This window comes from Bacillus sp. NS1, assembly GCF_058248265.1.
This window is the reverse complement of record NZ_JBZAZF010000002.1, coordinates 913,545-934,288: the sequence shown is the minus strand read 5'-3', so window position 1 is coordinate 934,288 and position 20,744 is coordinate 913,545. Positions and strand designations below refer to the sequence as shown.

The 20,744-nt window shown below is 36.9% G+C and carries 14 protein-coding genes and 10 pseudogenes; 8 read left to right on the top strand and 16 right to left on the bottom strand.

What is annotated here, in order from left to right; all coding sequences use genetic code 11:
- Positions 1-147: 147 nt before the first annotated feature.
- Positions 148-1,247 (bottom strand): annotated as a pseudogene (locus tag AC4CV5_RS10015) (sugar porter family MFS transporter); the annotation flags it as partial.
- Positions 1,248-1,550: 303 nt separating this feature from the next.
- Here AC4CV5_RS10015 and AC4CV5_RS10010 point away from each other — a divergent pair.
- The gene (locus tag AC4CV5_RS10010) at positions 1,551-2,195 is read left to right on the top strand and encodes a thermonuclease family protein (protein WP_166852551.1); all 645 of its coding nucleotides are present in this window, start codon (positions 1,551-1,553) and stop codon (positions 2,193-2,195) included.
- Between the two features lie 294 nt (positions 2,196-2,489).
- Here the strand turns inward: AC4CV5_RS10010 and AC4CV5_RS10005 are convergent.
- From AC4CV5_RS10005 to xylA, 3 genes and pseudogenes are all read right to left on the bottom strand, one after another.
- Positions 2,490-2,642: pseudogene (locus AC4CV5_RS10005) on the bottom strand (glycoside hydrolase family 11 protein); the annotation flags it as partial.
- 142 nt (positions 2,643-2,784) lie between these two features.
- Positions 2,785-4,284, bottom strand: a complete 1,500-nt coding sequence (xylB, locus tag AC4CV5_RS10000; RefSeq protein ID WP_490922661.1) for a xylulokinase — start codon at positions 4,282-4,284, stop codon at positions 2,785-2,787.
- A gap of 141 nt (positions 4,285-4,425) precedes the next feature.
- Entirely contained in the window at positions 4,426-5,763 is a 1,338-nt protein-coding gene (gene xylA / locus AC4CV5_RS09995; RefSeq protein ID WP_166852557.1) for a xylose isomerase, read from the bottom strand.
- Between the two features lie 259 nt (positions 5,764-6,022).
- Between xylA and xylR the strand changes: the two genes are divergently transcribed.
- The gene (gene xylR, locus AC4CV5_RS09990; RefSeq protein WP_166852560.1) at positions 6,023-7,177 is read left to right on the top strand and encodes a transcriptional repressor XylR; all 1,155 of its coding nucleotides are present in this window, start codon (positions 6,023-6,025) and stop codon (positions 7,175-7,177) included.
- Between the two features lie 123 nt (positions 7,178-7,300).
- Here the strand turns inward: xylR and xynB are convergent, their stop codons facing one another.
- The 4 genes and pseudogenes from xynB to xynA form a co-directional block, all read right to left on the bottom strand.
- Positions 7,301-8,902 (bottom strand): xylan 1,4-beta-xylosidase, encoded by a 1,602-nt coding sequence (gene xynB / locus AC4CV5_RS09985; protein ID WP_490922659.1) that lies wholly within the window; start codon positions 8,900-8,902, stop codon positions 7,301-7,303.
- Positions 8,903-8,932: 30 nt separating this feature from the next.
- On the bottom strand, positions 8,933-10,324 hold the full coding sequence (locus AC4CV5_RS09980; protein WP_248602715.1) for an MFS transporter: 1,392 nt from the start codon (positions 10,322-10,324) through the stop codon (positions 8,933-8,935).
- Positions 10,325-10,897: 573 nt separating this feature from the next.
- Positions 10,898-11,078, bottom strand: a pseudogene (locus AC4CV5_RS09975) (hypothetical protein); the annotation flags it as partial.
- Between the two features lie 243 nt (positions 11,079-11,321).
- The gene (gene xynA, locus AC4CV5_RS09970) at positions 11,322-11,963 is read right to left on the bottom strand and encodes an endo-1,4-beta-xylanase XynA (RefSeq protein WP_490922658.1); all 642 of its coding nucleotides are present in this window, start codon (positions 11,961-11,963) and stop codon (positions 11,322-11,324) included.
- 317 nt (positions 11,964-12,280) lie between these two features.
- Between xynA and AC4CV5_RS09965 the strand changes: the two are divergent.
- From AC4CV5_RS09965 to AC4CV5_RS09955, 3 genes and pseudogenes are all read left to right on the top strand, one after another.
- Positions 12,281-12,532: pseudogene (locus AC4CV5_RS09965) on the top strand (ATP-dependent DNA ligase); the annotation flags it as partial.
- A 278-nt stretch (positions 12,533-12,810) separates the two neighbouring features.
- Entirely contained in the window at positions 12,811-13,062 is a 252-nt protein-coding gene (locus AC4CV5_RS09960) for a YoqO family protein (protein WP_490922657.1), read from the top strand.
- Between the two features lie 80 nt (positions 13,063-13,142).
- A complete protein-coding gene (locus AC4CV5_RS09955; RefSeq protein WP_246303106.1) occupies positions 13,143-13,427 on the top strand; it encodes an aspartate phosphatase in 285 nt (94 codons plus the stop codon).
- Positions 13,428-13,468: 41 nt separating this feature from the next.
- On the opposite strand, the pseudogene AC4CV5_RS09950 reads toward AC4CV5_RS09955, so the two are convergent.
- Positions 13,469-13,645: pseudogene (locus tag AC4CV5_RS09950) on the bottom strand (DNA polymerase); the annotation flags it as partial.
- Between the two features lie 89 nt (positions 13,646-13,734).
- On the opposite strand from AC4CV5_RS09950, the gene bglS reads away from it, so the two are divergent.
- Complete coding sequence (gene bglS, locus AC4CV5_RS09945) at positions 13,735-14,454, top strand: beta-glucanase (protein ID WP_490922656.1); 720 nt, start codon at positions 13,735-13,737, stop codon at positions 14,452-14,454.
- 187 nt (positions 14,455-14,641) lie between these two features.
- On the opposite strand, the pseudogene AC4CV5_RS09940 reads toward bglS, so the two are convergent.
- Both AC4CV5_RS09940 and AC4CV5_RS09935 read right to left on the bottom strand, forming a co-directional pair.
- Positions 14,642-14,896: pseudogene (locus tag AC4CV5_RS09940) on the bottom strand (DNA polymerase); the annotation flags it as partial.
- A gap of 592 nt (positions 14,897-15,488) precedes the next feature.
- Complete coding sequence (locus AC4CV5_RS09935; protein WP_222142881.1) at positions 15,489-15,974, bottom strand: hypothetical protein; 486 nt, start codon at positions 15,972-15,974, stop codon at positions 15,489-15,491.
- A gap of 160 nt (positions 15,975-16,134) precedes the next feature.
- On the opposite strand from AC4CV5_RS09935, the pseudogene AC4CV5_RS09930 reads away from it, so the two are divergent.
- Positions 16,135-16,209, top strand: a pseudogene (locus AC4CV5_RS09930) (hypothetical protein); the annotation flags it as partial.
- 108 nt (positions 16,210-16,317) lie between these two features.
- Here AC4CV5_RS09930 and AC4CV5_RS09925 read toward each other — a convergent pair.
- Together AC4CV5_RS09925 and AC4CV5_RS09920 are read right to left on the bottom strand one after the other, a co-directional pair.
- Complete coding sequence (locus tag AC4CV5_RS09925; protein WP_166852578.1) at positions 16,318-16,788, bottom strand: hypothetical protein; 471 nt, start codon at positions 16,786-16,788, stop codon at positions 16,318-16,320.
- A gap of 632 nt (positions 16,789-17,420) precedes the next feature.
- Positions 17,421-17,660 carry a YqcI/YcgG family protein gene (locus tag AC4CV5_RS09920; RefSeq protein ID WP_373923677.1) on the bottom strand — a complete coding sequence of 80 codons (240 nt, stop codon included), beginning with the start codon at positions 17,658-17,660 and terminating at the stop codon, positions 17,421-17,423.
- A gap of 174 nt (positions 17,661-17,834) precedes the next feature.
- Between AC4CV5_RS09920 and AC4CV5_RS09915 the strand changes: the two are divergent.
- A pseudogene (locus AC4CV5_RS09915) lies at positions 17,835-18,047 on the top strand (hypothetical protein); the annotation flags it as partial.
- 13 nt (positions 18,048-18,060) lie between these two features.
- Here AC4CV5_RS09915 and AC4CV5_RS09910 read toward each other — a convergent pair.
- The 3 genes and pseudogenes from AC4CV5_RS09910 to AC4CV5_RS09900 form a co-directional block, all read right to left on the bottom strand.
- A pseudogene (locus tag AC4CV5_RS09910) lies at positions 18,061-19,114 on the bottom strand (Y-family DNA polymerase); the annotation flags it as partial.
- Positions 19,107-19,262 (bottom strand): annotated as a pseudogene (locus AC4CV5_RS09905) (YolD-like family protein); the annotation flags it as partial. The pseudogenes AC4CV5_RS09910 and AC4CV5_RS09905, both read right to left, overlap by 8 nt.
- 122 nt (positions 19,263-19,384) lie before the next feature.
- Positions 19,385-20,674 (bottom strand): Na+/H+ antiporter NhaC family protein, encoded by a 1,290-nt coding sequence (locus AC4CV5_RS09900; protein ID WP_490922655.1) that lies wholly within the window; start codon positions 20,672-20,674, stop codon positions 19,385-19,387.
- Positions 20,675-20,744: the final 70 nt, after the last annotated feature.

The following is a 20,744-nucleotide window of genomic DNA, read 5'->3' as shown; positions in this document are numbered from 1 at the left end:
TGCAGTTTTTTATAAATACATTAAAATTCCTCTTTTATGCTGAATCAAAATTCCTCTACCGGAGGGATTTTGATTTTGTTTAAAAAGTTTATGATTTTCTCAATCAAACAAAAAAGCCTTCCTATAAGCAGAGAGAGATATAGATAATTAAACCTCAATAACTGATTTTTCAGGGGTATCTTTATCGTGCTGAGATCGGAAGTGCTCTTCTAGTTCTTCAAGTGTACGCCCCTTTGTTTCCGGCATGAATTTATACACAAAACCGATTGCCAATACACCCAACGCGACGAATATAAAGAATGTAAAAGATAAACCTACAGAACTAAGCAATATCGGAAAAGCAAAGCCGATCATAAAGTTTAAAATCCACAGAAAAAAACACTTATTCCGGAACCAAGTCCTCTTAATCTTTGAGGGAATATTTCCGCAATGACCAGCCAAGTCACAGGCCCTACGCATCCTTGCATAAAGGCAAGAAATAAAACGGTCAAAGAAAGTACAACATAAGGGAGTGCTGCAGATCCATCAAGCACGATTGAGAAAGTTGCTATTAATAAAAGTGCTGTAGTCGTTCCCGCCAAACCAATCAATAATATTGGACGCCGGCTCACTTTTCCGACCAGCCAAATCCCAAATATAACTGCTATAACCGATATCAACCCATTCCCAATATTAGCGATTAAAGCCGGTTTTGTACCAAAGCCAGATTCTTTAAGGATTTGAGTGCCATAATACATAATTGAATTAACACCTGTAATTTGATTCACGATAGCAATACCGATTCCAAGCAGTCAAAGACGGCGCAGCCATGGTGTAGAAAAGTACTTGAGTGATGCTTTCTCTAGGTCTGTATCTTTTTCTACCGCTGCTTTAATTTCCCTAAATTCAGCTTCTGCCCGTTTATCTTCTCGAATTTGTTTAAGAACACGCAGCGCCTCACTTTTTTTGCCTTTGGAGGTTAGCCATCTTGGGCTTTCTGGTACCATGAGCATGCTCGCAAATAACATTAATGCCGGAACAGCACAAAGGACAAGCATGTATCTCCAAACATGTCCGGTATTTGCCATTGTAACACCAAGAACCGCATTAAAAACATATGCTAAAAATTGCCCGCCGACAATCATTAGCTCATTTTGGGTTATCATACGCCCTCTCTTCTCATGCGGTGCCATTTCTGCCAAAAAGGCCGGTACCATCGCTGAAGCTCCCCCAACAGCCAGCCCGAGCAAAAAACGAAAAACCGCCATCGGTGCACATAAGCTATTGTTATGTTGTAGTGATATTTTTGTCACATTATTGCCATTTCTGATATTATCATAATTCCAAAAGCATTTTCAGTCAAAATCATTTTCATAATCCTTTGTTTTCGTTATGTCATAAGTATATTTTAGTCACTTCAATGTGAAGTTTGCAATCTTACTGTAAGTATTTTCAGTGTATTTATCCTCCTTAGTGTAATGGACATTTTTCATTCACAAAAAATGTCCATATCGTTATAATGATGATGTTCAACCGAGCATCATGAACTTACATTCTAAAGAGGGAATCCAATGAAAAAAGTATTGGCCAGTATGATTGCAGTTTTGAGTATTACTTTATCAGCTTGCGGATCAAATCACGCAGAGAAAAGCCATTCAGATTCTAATAAGACAGAGCAAGCCTCTCATGATACTTTATCTAATGAAAATAACCAGCCAGAGCAAAAGGATGGCAAATCTCATTTAAAAGATCACAAGAAATTGGTCGATGTTACATTAGATAAAGTAGTTGATGGGGATACGATTAAGGTTAGGTACAACGGAAATATAGACACAGTGCGCTACTTGCTCATAGACACACCTGAGACGAAGAAACCAGATTCATGTGTTCAACCATATGGCGAAGATGCATCTAAGCGTAACAAGGAGTTGGTTAGCAGCGGTAAGCTGCAGCTGGAATTTGATAAAGGCGATCGCAGAGATAAGTATGGAAGACTGTTAGGTTACGTTTATGCAGATGGCAAATCTGTTCAAGAGACATTATTGAAAGAAGGACTGGCCAGAGTCGCGTTTGTATATGAGCCAAACACAAAATACATAGACCAATTTACGAAAGATGAGCAAGTAGCAAAATCAGAAAAACTTTTAATTTGGAGCAGGAATGGTTATGTGACTAACAGAGGATTCAAGGGTTGTGTGAAACAGACAAACATTTAGGTTGAAAAAGCATCAACGTATCTGAATGCACCCCCAAAGAATTGAGTGAAACTTCCAATGCAAATGAAAATGAAACCTCTTCTGCCCCTGCGTCAATTGGAGGATCTGGTTTCCATTCTGCTTATCAATCTAAAATAGATAGGGAAAAAAACGCCCCGTCACGTTAATGTGAGGGGTACTTTGCATGTAAACATTTATCGTAAATCAAGAGTTTGGACTGATACCAAATCAGGATTTAACTCAAAAAAGGGTTATTTACTTTTCCCTCCAATAGTCAGTACATTTGTTGGCGGCCCCATGATCCTTCCACAATTCATAGTCATAGCCACTCTGGGAGCCAATTTGATTTGAGGTGATAGTCGTTATCGCCTGTGCTGACCATGTTGGTAATGTTAGCACTAAACTAAATAAAACGGCTAAGAAAAACTTCATTCTTTTTTGTTTCAACTGGCATTCCTTCTGTTTGATTGGAATGTATTTGGTCCTTACCGTACTGTCGTGATGTCATCAAAGGCCTTTGATGCCTCGTCGTTAATGTTTCTTTCGTTGATCTCCTGACAAAAAACACACTCCTTACAAGCACTTATCATTAGTAATTTCGAAAGCTCTTCAACGCTGTATTTAAATCCTTTGTGTGAGTGTAAATTTTCTTATACAAATCAAATAGTGTTTTATATTTTTGAGCATTTTCTTCCTTTGGATAATATGCAGCAGTCTCACGAATGAACTGCTCTGCACATTCTTCAAGGGATTCAAACCACCTGCTTCCAAAAGCAGCCAGCATAGCAGCCCCCATGGCTGGGCCTTGTTCATTTTTCAACTTAATGATCTTCGCATTGAAAATATCAGCTTGCATTTGAAGCCACGGTTCATTTTTAGCTCCCCCACCAATAGAAACAACAGTATGAACTGATTTTCCCGCATCGCGGAATAGCTCAATTGATTCATGTAAAGAGAATGTGATGCCTTCCATTACTGCCCGCAAAACATGCTCTCTTTTGTGGGCTCCATCCATTCCGATCAAACTTCCCCGAATAGAAGAATCAGTATGCGGCGTTCTTTCACCAACCAAATAAGGAGTGTATAGCAGTCCATTTGCTCCTATCGGAATAGATTCCACCCCCTGCAATAATTGCTCAAACGATTCGTTTGGTGCAAACATTCTCCTAAACCAGTTTAGGCTGTATCCCGCAGCAAGCGTGACTCCCATCGTATAAAAAGAATCCTGTTTTCCATGATTAAAAAAGTGAACTTTCCCTTTAAAATCTCTTTCTTTTTCTTCTTCGTGGGAAAGTATGACCCCTGACGTCCCAATACTGCATAATGTTTTTTCGGAAGAAAGAATACCAGCTCCAATAGCACCGCAAGCATTATCCGCTCCCCCAGCGTACACTTTTGTTTTTTCCAACAGCCCTGTCTCCGCCGCAACGTTCGGAAGCAGCGATCCTGCACAATCATGAGATTCAACAAGCGGAGGACAAATATCTACAGGAATGCCAAATTGATTGCAAATCTCATCGCTCCACTCCTTGCGGGTAATATGTAAAAGTAAAGTTCCTGCTGCATCGGAGTATTCGGTGTGAATCGCACCAGTCATACGGAATCTCAAATAGTCTTTCGGAAGCAAAAAAACAGCAGTTTTTTTAAAAAGTTCAGGCTCATGTTCCTTCACCCATAACATTTTAGGTAGTGTAAACCCTTCCAGAACACGGTTTTTTGTGATATCAAGCAGATGATCGCCATATGTCTCGGTCATCCTGATACATTGAGGTGTCGTTCTGGTATCATTCCAAAGAATGGCATGACGTAACACCTGATGATCTTGGTCAAGCAGTACTAACCCGTGCATTTGGCCCGAATAGCTTATCCCGTCAATATCTTTGGCTTGCACATCGGAGATAGAAACCAATTCAGCCAATGCTTTAATTGTTTGCTGCACCCAATCTTCAGGATTTTGCTCACTATATCCCGCCTTCTTTTGAATGAGCGGATAACTTTTGGACGTCTCTGCACAAACCTTGCCGTTTTGGTTAACTAAAATGGTTTTAACAGCACTTGTTCCAAGATCTATTCCAATGACATACTTCATTTTTCCACTCCTCACCATCTAAATAAATCCCAATTCCCGTCATAACAACAAAGAAAAGGAATCATGACGGGTAATTCGGGAGAGAGACCTGGCTTTCCTGATATACTATTTTATAGCAGCATCTGGAGCTTCTTTCATCTGTTATACTTCTAAAATGTATTGATTCAATATAGCTTTTAATTGCTCCTGTCTTCCAGATTCATTTTTAATTTGTTTATTATTAAGCGCATATTGCTCAAGTGTTCTGAAATTAGCTCTTCCTTCTATAATTTCAAGACCAATCCCTTCAGTAAAGCTGCGATAACGATGTTGAATCACATCTTCAAACACACGGTCCTCGATTAATTTGTGGGCGACTTTCAATCCTCTTGCAAATGCATCCATCCCTGCAATATGGGCATATACTAAATCATCAGGCTCAAAAGAAGATCTTCTGACCTTCGCATCGAAGTTTAATCCCCCGCTTCCAAGGCCGCCATTTTGCAGGATTTCATACATTGCTAATGTCGTAGAATATAAATCTGTCGGAAATTCATCGGTATCCCAGCCTAAAAGGGGATGACCCTGATTTGCGTCAACAGAGCCAAGAAGGCCATGTACTCTTGCAACCCGTAATTCATGTTCAAATGTATGACCGGCTAATGTGGCATGATTGGCTTCGAGATTTAATTTAAAATGATTGTCTAAACCATATTGCTTCAAAAAGGCAATGGTTGTTGCTGCATCTGTATCATATTGATGAGTGGTCGGCTCTTTTGGTTTTGGTTCAATTAAAAACTGTCCTGTATACCCGATTTCCTTCGCATAATCCACTGCCATATGCAAAAATCTCGCTAAATTATCAAGCTCCAATTTTAAATCGGTATTTAACAATGTTTCGTATCCTTCACGGCCGCCCCAAAATACATAGTTCTCGGCGCCAAGCTCTTTTGCTGTTTCTAAGCCTTTTTTCACTTGTGCTGCAGCATACGCAAACACATCTGCATTGCAAGAAGTCGCAGCACCATGGACGAAACGGGGGTTCGTAAACATGTTTGCGGTATTCCATAATAGCTTAACGTTGCTATTTCTCATGTAATCTTTAATCATGCCAATGATCATATCTAAATTCTGATTTGTCTCTTTTAACGTACTTCCTTCTGGTGCAATATCTCGGTCATGGAAAGCGAAGAATGGTACATCTAGTTTTTCAAACATCTCAAATGCTGCTTCTACTCTCACCCTCGCGAGGTCCATGCCTTTATAATGATCCCATGGTCTTTGCATCGTAGCTGCTCCAAAAACGTCTGTGCCATCAGCGGTAAATGTATGCCAATAGGCAATAGAAAATCGCAAATGCTCTTTCATCGTTTTTCCGCTGATTACTTCTTGGGAATTATAATATTTAAATGCTAAAGGATTCGTGGAATCTTTCCCTTCGTAAACCACTTTGTTTACGCTTCCAAAATAGTTAACTGAATTAGAATGAGATTGAGCCATGTGATTTCCCCCCTTAAAAATAAATTAAAAACATAATCCTTCAAAAGCAGGTGCATTTTTTGTAAGCTGATAAGTTAGTTTATTGTCCAAACAAACTAACTCATTTTCATCTTATATAACCTCATCAGTATTTTCAATATTTTTTTAGTTTTTCATAAACACATTAGATATAATAAAGGTAAGATTAGCTATATACTATGTCATATCTAAAAACAAAAAATAAACTTAATCTAAAGATGATACAAATGGAGTGGATGAAGTGGATAGCGCTGATCAAACCTTTGTCAAAAAAGTAAATCAAAAGTTGTTATTAAAAGAAATACTTAAGAATTCACCTATTTCTAGAGCAAAATTATCTGAAATGACTGGATTAAATAAATCAACTGTTTCATCACAGGTAAACACGTTAATGAAAGAAAATCTTGTATTTGAAATAGGTCAGGGACAATCAAGCGGCGGACGAAGACCTGTCATGCTTGTTTTTAATAAAAAGGCCGGATATTCCGTAGGAATAGATGTTGGTGTAGATTATATTAATGGCATTTTAACAGACCTTGAAGGCACGATCATTCTTGATCAACACCACCATTTGGAATGCAATTCTCCCGAAAGAACCAAAGACATTTTAATTGATATGATTCATCACTTTATTTCACATATGCCACAATCTCCGTATGGGCTTATAGGTATAGGCATATGCGTGCCTGGGCTTATTGATAAAAATCAAAAAATTGTTTTTACACCGAACTCCAACTGGAGAGATATTGACTTAAAATCATCCATACAAGAAAAGTTCGCTGTGACCGTTTTTATTGAAAATGAGGCAAATGCTGGCGCATATGGTGAAAAAGTATTTGGTGCGGCAAAAAATTACGATAACATTATTTATGCTAGTATCAGCACAGGGATAGGGATCGGCGTTATTATCAATAATCATTTATATAGAGGAGTAAGCGGCTTCTCTGGAGAAATGGGACATATGACAATTGACTTTAATGGCCCTAAATGCAGCTGCGGAAACCGAGGCTGCTGGGAATTGTATGCTTCAGAGAAGGCTTTATTAAAATCTCTTGAGACGAAAGATAAAAATGTGACCTATCAAGATATCATAGACCTTGCCCACCTGAATGATATCGGCACCTTAAATGCATTACAGAATTTTGGATTCTATTTAGGAATAGGCCTTACCAATATTCTAAATACTTTCAATCCACAAGCCGTCATTTTAAGAAACAACATAATTGAAGCGCATCCTATGGTTTTAAATTCAATTAGAAGTGAAGTGTCTTCCAGGGTCTATCCTCAATTAGGCAATAGCTATGAATTATTGCCTTCTTTCTTAGGAAAGAAGGCACCGGCATTAGGAATGTCCTCTATTGTTATTGAACAATTTCTGGACATGGTTACAATGTAATTTTTATTAAATGCACAACTCATCTTTAAAGATGAGTTTTTTGTTTTAGAAGTATGCACATAGGGCATCTTGTAATAGGAAAAAGGAGTTCCAAAAAAAGAATTCTCCTTTTTCATGTGCACATTATTTTTCTTTATAACGAAAATATTTAAAGTCGGCCGGAATATGATTTCCACTAGTATCTTGACATTGCATCCCTACAAAGGCTCCCGTGAAGAACCCTCCACCACGTATGTAATCATCAGATAATTTTTTCGATTCCAATGTAATGTCAATTTTGTGCCAATTTTCCTTGTTAAAAGAATAAAAATAATAATACTTCTCCTGTTCAATATTTGCTCTTAAATATACATACTTTACTTCACGAGGAATAACAATTTTATTTTTTAATGGTTGTGAAAAAGCAAAGTTATCACATATTGTTAAATAAAGAATACGGCCAAGTTCTTCATCATACGTGACTTGAAGAGCCGTCCAGTTCTCTGTATTGTAATAATTCACCAATCCAGCGGCTTGTTGAAAATTTTCCGGATAAAACTCAACAGCAGTTTCGGCTTCAAAATGGAGACTTTGCCAGCGTCTGGCTACAAATGCCTGAGTAAATGTCGAGGTTAATGATTCATGACCGAATAATCGTAAATGATTTGGCGCTTGAGTCAATGAACCTAATTCATTCGTGAATGGAATCCTTAAAGTTTGAAAATTTATATTTAATTTTGAATCCTCAAATTCATCAACTTCCGGGTACGTTGCTTCAAACATGGTTTCGGGTATAGAAGGTGCTTCTACCTCCAAGCTTCCTTCTTTTCCACCTTCTACATAGGGCCATTCATCTTTCCAGTAAAGTTTTTGAATAGCTGTTTCTCTGCCCAAAGGACAATATCCTCTCTGCTGAAAAATTGAATCATCGTCAGGGTGAATAGGACGTCCCGTTAAATGAGCTAAATACCACTCATCTGTATGTGTTTGAACAATGGATGCATGTCCACATTTTTGCAATGGATTTCCTGGGTCATGCCATGACGTTAAGATTGGATTATCGGGATGAACTTCATATGGTCCCTCAATATTTGTAGAACGGGCAATTGTAGCAGCATGTTCGAACCGTGTTCCTCCTTCTGCAGTTAATAAATAATAATAGTTCCCGATATGATAAAGGTGCGGAGCTTCTGTCAGTTTTCTATCAGTTCCTTCAAATATAACTTTTGGTTTACCGATTAATTTTTGCTCTTTATCAGAATATTCCTGTATAACAATTCCTCCAAATGAGTGCCGATCAATACGGTGATCCCATAACATATTTAATAAATATTTTTTTCCATCCGTATCATGGAACAAAGAAGCATCAAACCCCGAGCTATTTAATGTAATCGGCTCCCCCCAATCACCATTAATCGTTTCACAAGTAACTAAATAATTGTGACAATCTTTCCATGCGCCATCTACTACCTTAACATCCGTATAGATCAGCCAAAACTTCCCATCACTATAGCTTAAACATGGTGCCCAAACCCCGCCTGAATTTGGATTTCCTTTCATGTCTAATTGTGAAACTCTCTGTAATGGATGTGCAACTAAGTGCCAATTTACTAAATCTTTTGAGTGGTGTATCTGGACTCCCGGAAACCACTCAAATGTAGATACAGCGATATAATAATCCTCTCCTACCCTACAAATACTTGGATCGGGATTGAATCCTTTAAGTACTGGATTGGAAATCTTCATTTGGGACTCCTCCTCAGTTTATTTTCTTTTTTAAGCTTTGAAATCATCAATATGATCCAAATAAACTTTGTCTCTTTTCTCTAATTCTCTAACCATGTTTCTATATTTTTGCTCATCTAAGTTATAAAAGTGAATATCAATTAAAGCTAGAGCCAGCAAGAACACGGGAATAATGGTTGTTGTAATTAAGATTCCAGTTAATGCCTCCGGAGTTTGTGCCTGATTTGCCACATATCCAAACTTATCTAGAACCAACCCCGGGACAATCCCTCCCAAGGCCATGCCAAATTTAAAGAAAAATCCGATAATAGCATATATGAGCCCACCCATTCTTTTCCCAGTCCTGTACTCCCCATATTCTATTGTTTCAGGAATGAGCGCCCACATATATCCGCCGGCAGTGAGACTTCCAGCAGCAGCGATTAACCGAAAGAAAAGTATGAGGTATACATGATTTGGCGGAACAAACAGTAAAGCTAAGAGGCCGATCATATTCAGTAATAATGCGTAGTTTAGTAATTTCTTCTTCCCCAATAATTGATGAAGCCTCGGAATAAACGGTAAAATGACCAAAGCGGGCAAACTTCCTATCAAACCGTACCACTTCACCAAATCCTCTCTTTCTAAATTATACGTTACGTAATAAATGCCCACCGAATTACTGATTGAATTCACTCCAAAAATAATAATAAAGAATATACTTAATACAACAAGTGGACGATTAACACGAAATTGCTCAAATATATCCGAAAATTTAATTTTCTCTTCAGATTTTTGAAGAGTGACACGCTCTTTTGTGCTTTTAAAACAAAAGATTAAAAGGCACCCGCCTATCATTCCCAAAATACCCATGGTTAGTTGCCAGCCAAGAGATTCGTTGCCGGAAGTATCGCTTAAATAAGCAGCCAGTAAGGGAACAAAAAATGCAACGACAAGTCCCCCAAGATTGGCAAATAACATACGCACAGATGTTATACTAACAACTTCTTGATTATTTCTGGTCATTGCAGAAGTTAACGCGCCATATGGAACGTTTATCGTTGTGTATGTAAGTGACAAGCCAACATAGGTCAAATAGGCATATATTAATTTCCCCATATCCGAAAAATCCGGGGTTGTAAAACAGAGTATTGCCAGTACGACAAATGGAAATGCTCCGAATAAGAGATACGGTCTAAAGCGCCCAAACCTGCTATTCGTTCTGTCAACTATTGTTCCAATAAAAGGATCAGCGAGAGCATCGATTATTCTAACCACTAAAAACATAGTACCAGCTGTTGCTGCCGGTAAACCAAATATATCTGTATAGAAGAACAAAAGATAAGTAGACACTGTTGCATAAATTAAATTGCATGCAAAATCTCCAGACGCATATCCAACTTTTTCAACCATGCTAATCTTCTTTACATTTTCACCGAGCATGATTTCTCCCCTTTTCAATCCTTTAATATGGAACAATGGGAAACGATATGAAAATTTCCTCAAACGCACAGGAAGAAAACGCTTTCAAAAAAGCGTAAAAGATTATAGTGGTTTACTTCCAAAGAGTATTTTCATCATTTAAATGATAATCAGCAAGCAGGAAATTCATCTTTTTTCGCCATACCTTATATGTCTGGAAAAATCAAGCCTCTCATCCCCCCTTTATTCATATTTGTTTAAGCCTAAATCTTATGGACAATAAAAGTTCATCCCTTTAGTTTGTTGCTTAGACAAACTAACTTGACTTAATATTATATAATTCTTTTGACTATTTCAATACAAGGGGTAAAATAAATATTGATTTTTGACTTCTTTCTGTATACTCAGTGTGTCAATATTTAAGAATCAGTAATGACGCCCACTCCTTTTAATTTAGAGTAAAAATGGTGTGACTGATGAGAATTTAATAACTGTGATATTTATCTTTATAATAAATTAGAATCCAAGCAAATTCCATGTTGTTATTTTCTTACACTTTGTTTTAAAAATGAACAAAAGAGAATACAGAAATTCATTCTGTATTAGTTTATTCAATATGCTAATTTTACTTTGATCTTTATGATTCTTCTTTATTCTTCTATAACCATCTAATAAAGACTATTATAAACTTAAGATAATCATCAATAGTTAGCAAATGATATTTCGCTCCATCATCCTCAATAGTCTACAATGCAAATGGCTTTAAATCTTCAAGCATTCTCATTTTAATACGACTCCATTAAATTTATAGGGAAAGTTATAAACCTGAGGGAGAATACCCTACCTCCAGCAATGCCAAGGCCGTTCGCCTAGTAGAAAACAACCTTTAACCATCACTAAGGCATATATTGGAATTTCAACTAAGAGACCGTCACCTCTTACTAACTCACAATTACAATGATTATTGATTTCTCAAGGATCAGCAACCCGTTAGCTACCCCTGATTAAAGATGATCTGTTACCACACTGTTACGTTAGAACTTCCACTACTTTGATATCCCTCTGTCGCTAAGACTTGGTAAGACCAATTACTACCCAGATTCATTCCATATCTCTTCCATGCGTTAACGTGATTACTGAAAGTGATTGTAGCGTTGCTTCCAGTTGGTCTCTTCGACTGGCGAACACTCCAGTACTGCGTAAAAGTAGTTTTATCGCCATCAATGGAAGGTGCATTATAACGTGTAGTTGTATATACGTCATATGTACCCCCATCACTGTAAACCGTACCTTTATACGTTCCAGTAGGTCTATAAGTCCCCCATGAATCCACTACATAATATTCTATGAGAGGTGATCGCGTCCAACCATATAAAGTCAAATATCCATTGCCATTCGGCGCCCAAACTCCGGCATTATAGTTTATTGTCCTGAATGGGGAACCTATAGTCCAACCTTTACCAACAACGAAATTTCCGGTATTAGACCAATTCACACTGTAATTCCCGCCAGACCCATTAACAGCGTTTACTGTTCCGCCTCCATCCGTCCAATTTTGCCAGTAGTCTGTGCTAGCTGCAGAGGCGGTTGCGGAAAACAAGCTAATACTCATTAAAGCTGCTGTTAACCCAACTAAGATATTCTTTCTAAACTTAAACATTTGTTACCTCCTATAATATTTTTTCTGACTTTGACATGAGGTAGCACTCGTATATATTTAAAACATTCTTAATTACTACCCCCCAAAGCTTTTGATCGTCCCCTTCAATATAATACCATGAGTTCACGAGTGAATATTACATATATTTGTAATTTAATTACAAGGACCCAAAAATTACATTATAGGTAATCTTGTTTCACTAACCTAATCCTTTTTTCGTAGAATCGCAATTCTTGTTTCTAAATCTGATGGAGTAATATCTGCGTTAATCCCCATTTGAACCATTCCATATAAAGGAGATATACATTAGAGAGTGTGAAGTCATTTTAGCTGCCCCAGGTGGCGCTCCTGACTTTGAAGCTGTAATGGAACGTTTCGTGTCCATAAAATCAGCTCATAAGGTTGTTTACTGTGTCTTCAAATGTTATCTATAAAGACAGTCAGTCAATAGCAGCTAAGCCGCTCGCTGAGCGTAAGACAGTTTTGAATTTCACTTGAACTGAATCATCCAAATGTCTTTGTTATCGAAGGATTCAAGGAAACGAACACTAGCTTACTTTGCCTTGGCCAGCACAGTTTTAAGACTAAGCACGGTAAAAATCGCATGCCTTCCTTTGCATCCTGGAGAGTATAATCTCTCCGTTACATCACTCCTTAGTGCCAAGCAATTTAAACCAAATGAAAATTTAGTTCATGGATCAATTTGTTGCTCCCTGTTGAATCAATGTTTTATTTTGACAAATCTCATTTCACCTTTGTTAATGAAAGCAGCCATATGAATGTCATATAAAAGAGAGTTCATTTTTCAGCTCCTTGAAATCTAAATAACATCACGATTTTAAGTTAAGTGAGTATCATCTTGAGAAACTCCCCTTTAATTGTGCAAGGGTTTTCAGTAAGTCGTTGGTTGACTCACGAGATTGCTATGGCTTGTCTATTTATATTTCTAATAATTTATAATTTTGAACATGCTAAGGATTTCTCTAAAAAATCTCTAATAGCATTAGGAGCAATCTTTATAACTCTAATGCTAGGCATTTATCAACTCCTTTCCTTGACCGGTGATTACTTTGATAGCCACAGCGTAAATAGTAAATAACGACAAAGGAAAATTAAATTCGATTCTAAATTATTTAGAATTAAAGTCAATGTTTTCAGACGCGGAGGATTTAGCAGCAGATGCAGCGAAGTATTACAATGAAAAAGAAGACCATAAAGTGGCTGTTGCTTATTATGAGAAAGTGCTTTATGCCCGCAACCAAATTCAGAGAGGGGATTGTCTTTATAAAACTTAAACATGCATCTGTCTTTATTTTAGCCATTGTTTTAATTGGATTTGTAAGCATTTATTTAACTAACACTCAAAAAGATGTCCAAGAAGCACGCAGAGGACATACAGCAAGTGTTGGTTATTTCACTGATGGACATTCATTTGAAGTTGCTAGTAGAGGTCATACTTCTTAAATCTGTATCATTTCCCCTTCAAATTTTGAAGGGGGTTATTTTTATGATTTATGTCTCCCAGTAAGTCCGGCTCTGTGAAGCGCAGTTCCTGCAGGAGTATAAGAAACTGCTCTCAGAAGCGCTGTCGATTCGTATTTACTTCTAATTCCAACCATAACGAATCCAAGCTTTCTTTTTTCAAACAGGCTTATTTTCTGACTAGAGTCATCTTCAATAGAATCGTTATTATCATTATTTTGACCGATGTTCCCTTTTTAAAGAATCATGTATGATCGTTAAAGAATGCACTTTCAAAGGAGGGTATCGTATGAAACGAGTGTTGTTGCTTCTTGTCACTATATTGTTTATGAGTTTGTCTGCAGTCACTTCTACTGCCTCGGCTCAAACAGGTGGATCGTTTTTTGACCCTTATAACAGCTTTAACTCCGGATTATGGCAAAAAGCAAATGGTTATTCTAATGGAAATATGTTTAACTGTACTTGGCGTGCGAATAACGTATCAATGACGTCATTAGGTGAAATGCGTTTGGCGCTAACAAGTCCATCTTATAATAAGTTTGACTGCGGAGAAAACCGCTCTGTTCAAACATATCACTATGGACTTTATGAGGTCAGAATGAAACCAGCTAAAAACATAGGCATCGTTTCATCGTTCTTCACTTATACAGGTCCAACGGATGGAACTCCTTGGGATGAGATTGATATCGAATTTTTAGGAAAAGACACAACAAAGGTTCAATTTAACTATTATACAAATGGTGTAGGAAACCATGAGAAGATTGTGGATCTCGGATTTGATGCAGCCAATACCTATCATACGTATGCGTTCGATTGGCAGCCAAACTCTATTAAATGGTATGTCGATGGGCAATTAAAACATACTGCTACAAGCCAAATTCCGACAACACCAGGAAAAATCATGATGAACTTGTGGAATGGTACGGGTGTAGATGAATGGCTCGGTTCCTACAATGGTGTAACACCGCTATACACTCATTACGACTGGGTGCGTTATACAAAAAAATAATGTCAGATGTTAAGAGCCTGCTACCCCCGATATAGCCTGGCTCTTATGATTGTAATGTGAAGTTGTTGGCATTCCCTATAGTAAAACTGAAGAGCAAATTAAAGAAACAATTCTATTTTTAAATTTATTGAATTGGTTTCTTAACTAAATAATAACAAAAAACGATTATATTTTTAGTCGCTTTTTGTTATGACTTATTTTCACCAGTAAGGCCAGCTCTATATATTGCCGTCCCTGCAGGCGTATAAAAAGCAGCCCTTAATATCGCCTTTGAACCGTACTTATTTCTCATCCCGCCCATTACAAATCTAAGCTTTCTCTTTTTTTCATTGTCTTTTTCATACAGGCTTAACTGCTGATTAACATCCTCCTCAATATTGGATAAAGTAACTGAAATACTTCTCGCTGTTTTGTCTGTATAGAACTTATCAAACAGTATCAAGTAAAGTAATATTGATAAATATCCCAGATTCAGACACACCATCAAAGCCATTTAAAATAGGCATTATAAATCTTTCTATAGCCGAAGTTGATATTCTGTAATTCAGCCAAATGACGATGCATAATCACTTGACTCTAATAAGCAGGATGACGTTCACGCTGTTGTACTCAATATGAGCTCTAAAGATGTACCGTTTAATCCTAATCGGGCTGTTATTATTACAGATACAAAGGAACATCTAGTATCACAAATGTGAAACTAGGCCGGAGACTTTTTGGGAAAGGTTAATAGATTTTCTGGTTACTTAAATACAGCAAATATTAGTAGCATTCAGGTGATCATCCCCACCTTCTCGCTAAATTAAGGATTGAGAAAAGATTTGATCTAAAAATAATGAGTTTGAGTTTTAATAAAACTAAGAAAAAATACATGTACTAACCCAGGCTCTCTTCGGGCTTTCCTATTCACTAAAAACAGAACTTACATTGTATTTTCGTCATTTAAGATATCTCATCCAAATAAAAAAATCAGTAGTAGCAGTGTAAGGACAAAAGCTGTAACAGTAATTTTAAATCCCTTTGAAGCTTTCTTTTTATTTTTCAGATTGTTTGTCATATAGTAAATATATTAGCATCTCTTCAATTTCTTTCTCTAGATCATTGTTCTTTACATCAAATAATGTTCCCCTACCGGTTCCTTTAAATCCACCGTAGTAATACCATAAATCAATTGTAAAAGTGTCTAAATCTTCATCATAGGCTGTCACAGTTCCATAATTAATTGTTATTTGGGAACGGTATTCTTTTTCCAAGCACCTCTCAGCTGTTAAATCACTTAACACATCTCCATCTATGTCTCTACAAATTTTGATGCTTAGGTTACGTTTGCCCTGACTTCCAAAAACATCTGTGTATTTACGTTGCAGTTTTTCTGCTACTACTTCTCCTAAGCCTTCCAAGGCATATATGTTTTGTTTTAATTCTAGATTTATATCCTTCTCTAGAATATGCAAATAGCCATCAGCGATTGGTCTTTGATTTTTCTGTTTCTTGAATATAAGTCTTAAAGCTTTCCACACATGTTGTCCTCCTTACAGTTTAAAGCGAAACTAAACGCCAGAAAGAATGAACTCTCTGTCCTATGCTGGCTGTTATACCAACTATGTTATGTACAGGATATTTTATATTCGGGATGTATTCAAAACTGCTTAGAAAGCGAGTTTTCAGGAATGCCAATACATAAAATCATTTTATGAAGATTAGGCTGGCATTGCTGACCAATCGATTGTTAAAATTGATTTTTTAACGAGTGTATTCCTGGTATCTCAGAGAAGGGCGACTTCTAAGATGCCTACATGGAAGCATCTTAGAACATTGCTACAAACATAAGTTTATTGTTGGAACAAAAGAGAATATTAGAAATTAATTCTGTATTAGTTTTTTCAATATGTTAATTTTACTTTGGTCTTTATGATTCTTCTTTGTTCTTCTATAGCCATCTAAAAAAGACTTATTATAAACCTTGAGGTAATCCTCAATAGTTAACAAATGATATTTCGCTCCACCATCTTCAAAAACCTCTAGGCTATTATAGTCTACATCTGCAAATGGTTTTAAATCCTCTATATAAGCTATGCCTAACTTAGTATTCGCTTTCCTAAATTCATGCTCGTGTAAATTAACCATTTTGTATCCTTGCAGTTCCATAAGTTTTTTTAGTTTTTCCCACTTTTCCCCTAAAAAGATTAAAGGAATAAGGATATCAATATCTTCTGGGGAAAAGTCCAAGCCAGTTACCTTTTCCAGACCTAAAGATCCATATAACAATGGAATAATGTCTAACTCTTTATTAAGAGTTTTAGCTATATTTATAAATTCATTATACAATTTCATTTTTGACATCCCCCATTATTGGTCAATAATGATTTAAGAATCAACTGCTCCTTGACGTTTCTTAATTTCTCAAATTCACCTTATAGTAAATATACCCCTACCCCTTTTTTCAATTATAATACGAATTGGAATTTAGAGGGTAGTTGTTTATTTAATAAGGGGAAGATGTTATGATGCTCATTTTACTTAAATTCAATTGCTGTCATTGCCTTGTCGAGAAAAACTGAGTCCCGGACCCAAAAGATTAAAGCAAACGAAATGCCAAATAAGTAAATTTCATATCCCATTACAAAGTTTAAGGTGTTCTTTGGAACAATAATTACAGCGAAGAATAGTCATACGAATAACTGAACAGATGCAAAGGCCGTACTGATACGTTCATGTCACTATGACCAAGAAAGCTAGTTATATTTAAAACCCATCTATTTATATCTTCGTTCAATTTATACCTACTGGACTTTATCATCTATCTAACATTAATTCTTCCATTTAAATTTGTCTTCATTGTGTGTAAAATGGTTGTTTTTTAGATGACTAAGATGCCTCATCAAAAAAGCGCGCTGCTTTTTGCTACAGGTGCGCATTTTGGATGAGGGTATAGGTATTTATGACGAATTGAATGATTTATTAAACTATTTTCTATTTTCTTTGTCAGTTAAGCTTCTTAAGAATGGACAATTAGGTAGTTCAGTATCACTATCTCTTAGAAAATACTGTTTCCATTCGTGATTATCTACATTCCCGTAACTGTTTAAAGCAGGATGAATGGAAATGGTATCATATTTATTAATTCTTTTTCTTACTTGTTCTTTAATCTTTTTAGCGTATTTTTCGTTCTTATTAAATTCTTGAAGAACCCAACGTGAGGCTATCGTATGACAAACTTAATTAAAGGAATTGAAGCAGCTGCCCAAGCATGTCTTTTACCTTGGCAAAAGGATGCACTGAATGCTTTTAGTAACAAAATGAAAGATAAAGAACATCTTTTTCCATGTATTCCAGCTACTCAATCTTTTTCACTTGGGCACCTCAGGTATGGATTTGTAGATGTTAATCAGCAGTTGAGTTTATTTGAAGTGGATAATGAAAAGAGAAGGAAACTCGGATTTGTGATGGATGGGATTAGAAGTAAATATGGATCAAAAGCGATTCTGAGAGCAGTTTCTTATACATCTGCTGGTACTGCGCTTCACAGAAGTGTTACGGAACAGTGCCTAATTATTAACAGGACAAACACCTATACAACACTTTTGCGATAGTCTAATGATGCAAGTCCTCAATATTTGATAACGTGACTGAAATACTTCTCACAGTCTTACCCGAGTAATTAAAAAGCATCAAACAGCATCTATAAATATCCATCGTGATATTTGTAGGAAGATCAATTGTTTTGGATCGATAAAATCCGCCACCAAGCTCATCAACCAATTCCCAGGTTGATTGTCCGACCAACTTTATTATGTGTACGTGCTCTTCTTGCGACTTCCTCACAAATCTCCAGAAGAACAGGCTTAATCTCTTCTCTCCTTGTATAATTCCTCAGTAAAATCTGACTCTTACCAAAACTAATCTGCCCTTGCATCAACGGAGCTCCTATTTCTGATAAATCAATTCCATGCGCATGATAGTACAACTGGTTTCCCATTATTCCGAACTTATTTTCAATCAGCTCTAAAGGAAATTTAGCTAACTGACCTACAGTTGATATCCCCATTCGTTTCAGGTTTCTTTCCATCCTCCATCCTATCCCCCACATTTTAGACAAAGGGTAAATCTTCCAGAGTTTATTTGACACATCTTCATATCTCCAACGTGCAATACACTTTTCGTTATCTTACTCTCCAGGTCAAGTGCAAGCTTACTTAACAACATATTGTCTCCAATACCTACTGTGCACATCAAACCAATCTCTCCACATGCTGCTTTGAATTGCTTTGGACATTTCTTCAGGATTTTCTTTTCCTGCATCTAAAAAAGATTCATCAATTGAATACGTATGAATACATTTTCCAGGAACAAATCTGTAAAACAGCTTTGTAATCTCAGTCGAAACTCTGATGAAAAGCTTCATTTGTGGATTTGCAATGTGTATTCTTGGATCTTCAGGTATCTCAAATAGTCCCGACCCTGTTTTGATTCCAAAATCTTTTTTAAGTGCAGGAGATGCAGCTAACACTACACTTCCCTGTCTCTCCGTATTTCCTACAACAGCAAGATAGCATGTTAAAGGATTAAGCCCCATTGTTACAGCTGATACAGAAGCATAAAAGGATTTCATATCGACACAAAGTATATTCTTACATGGAAATTGTAAGTAATCAATCATTGTATGTAACTCCTATGATGTAATTCATGTTGATATAAACTGTATTGTTGTTCTGGTCTTTTATGTGAAGCTTTTGTTGTTCAAAATTAATGTAATGGACTCTGCCGGCGATATTTTTCACGAATTCATTGTTAAAGAGTTTGGATTGTTGCGGCCGAGAGGACTTGAATCTCACGTTATACACCCACTAGGCCCTCAACATTGTAAATGTGTATCATAATTATGAAAGACATTAATAAATAGGTACCATATGGTACCTATTTATTAACTTTATTCTGAATTTCTTGTGAATTTTGGCAGACCGAATATAATTGCTATGATGCCGCAGATCCCGATTAAAACAGGATAGTAAGAGTAATGCACGATGCTGACAGGTGATATTTGTCCAAACTTCCCTGCCGATAACATCTGCGCGCCATAAGGAATTAAGCCTTGTATTACGCAGGAAAAGATATCTAAGATACTTGCTGACTTTCTATTGTCGATTTTAAATTCATCAGAGATATTTTTGGCAATTGGCCCAGCTGCTATAATAGCAATTGTATTATTGGCAGTAGCTAGGTTAGTAACGCTGACCAATCCGGCAATACCGGCTTCAGCACCCTTTTTCGAATGGATCCTTTTGGAAATGAATCTCATTAAAAAGTCAATCCCTCCGTTATGTTTCATGACGCCGACCATTCCGCCAATTAACATTGAAAGGATGATAAGTTCAGACATTCCTGCGATCCCATCCGTAATTGCTTTAAAATAAGAATCAAGCGTCAAGCTTCCGCTTGCAAACCCTATTATTCCTGTTAAGATCAATCCGCAGAAAATAACAGCCACTACATTAAAACCAATTAACGCAAAGACTAACACGGCAACATAAGGAAGTACTTTAAACCAGCTGTAAGATTCAGCTCCGGTATGTCCTACGTGTCCTGTCGGTATTAAAAATAATAAAATGACAGTTATGATAGCAGCGGGCAAAACAATCAAAAAATTTGTTTTAAATTTATCTATCATTTGTGTTTTTTGTGACCGTACTGCCGCGATGGTGGTGTCCGAAATAAAAGAAAGATTATCTCCAAACATAGCTCCGCCCACAACAGCTGCAATAGTAATTGCAGTGGGCAAGCCAATTTCTCCGCTCAAACTGGCGCTAATTGGAGTAACTGCCGCGATAGTTCCCGTTGATGTTCCCATCGAAACAGAAATAAAACAAGAAATGATAAAAAGCCCTGGCAGTATAAACTGATGCGGAATAATGCTCAAAGCAAGGTTGACGGTTGAATTTACCGCTCCCATCGCCTCAGCTGCAGAAGCAAAAGCCCCTGCTATTATAAAAATGATAACCATAATAATAATATCAGGTTGTCCCGCACCGGAAGCAAACCATTCTATTTTCTGATTGAGCGATTGCTTTTGGTTAAATAAAAGCGCGAAAGCTGATGCTATAATAGCCGCAATCAGTATCGGCAATTTATAGAAATCTCCAGTCATTACACCAGAGCCGACAAAAAGACCTACAAATAAAAATAGCGGCAATAGCGCCCAGGGATTTCCATTTTGTTTCATCTAAGTAGCCACCTCTAATTTCAGTATCAAAGTCGTTAAACATAGTCTAAGCAACATTCCATACTTTAAA

Excerpts from the sequence above, each read along its gene's own strand:
- AC4CV5_RS10010 (WP_166852551.1), top strand. The coding sequence starts at position 1,551 with ATGAAAAAAGTATTGGCCAGTATGATTGCAGTTTTGAGTATTACTTTA.
- xylB (WP_490922661.1), bottom strand. The coding sequence starts at position 4,284 with ATGAAGTATGTCATTGGAATAGATCTTGGAACAAGTGCTGTTAAAACC.
- xylA (WP_166852557.1), bottom strand. The coding sequence starts at position 5,763 with ATGGCTCAATCTCATTCTAATTCAGTTAACTATTTTGGAAGCGTAAAC.
- xynB (WP_490922659.1), bottom strand. The coding sequence starts at position 8,902 with ATGAAGATTTCCAATCCAGTACTTAAAGGATTCAATCCCGATCCAAGT.
- AC4CV5_RS09980 (WP_248602715.1), bottom strand. The coding sequence starts at position 10,324 with ATGCTCGGTGAAAATGTAAAGAAGATTAGCATGGTTGAAAAAGTTGGA.
- xynA (WP_490922658.1), bottom strand. The coding sequence starts at position 11,963 with ATGTTTAAGTTTAGAAAGAATATCTTAGTTGGGTTAACAGCAGCTTTA.
- AC4CV5_RS09955 (WP_246303106.1), top strand. The coding sequence starts at position 13,143 with ATGCAGCGAAGTATTACAATGAAAAAGAAGACCATAAAGTGGCTGTTG.
- bglS (WP_490922656.1), top strand. The coding sequence starts at position 13,735 with ATGAAACGAGTGTTGTTGCTTCTTGTCACTATATTGTTTATGAGTTTG.
- AC4CV5_RS09925 (WP_166852578.1), bottom strand. The coding sequence starts at position 16,788 with ATGAAATTGTATAATGAATTTATAAATATAGCTAAAACTCTTAATAAA.
- AC4CV5_RS09900 (WP_490922655.1), bottom strand. The coding sequence starts at position 20,674 with ATGAAACAAAATGGAAATCCCTGGGCGCTATTGCCGCTATTTTTATTT.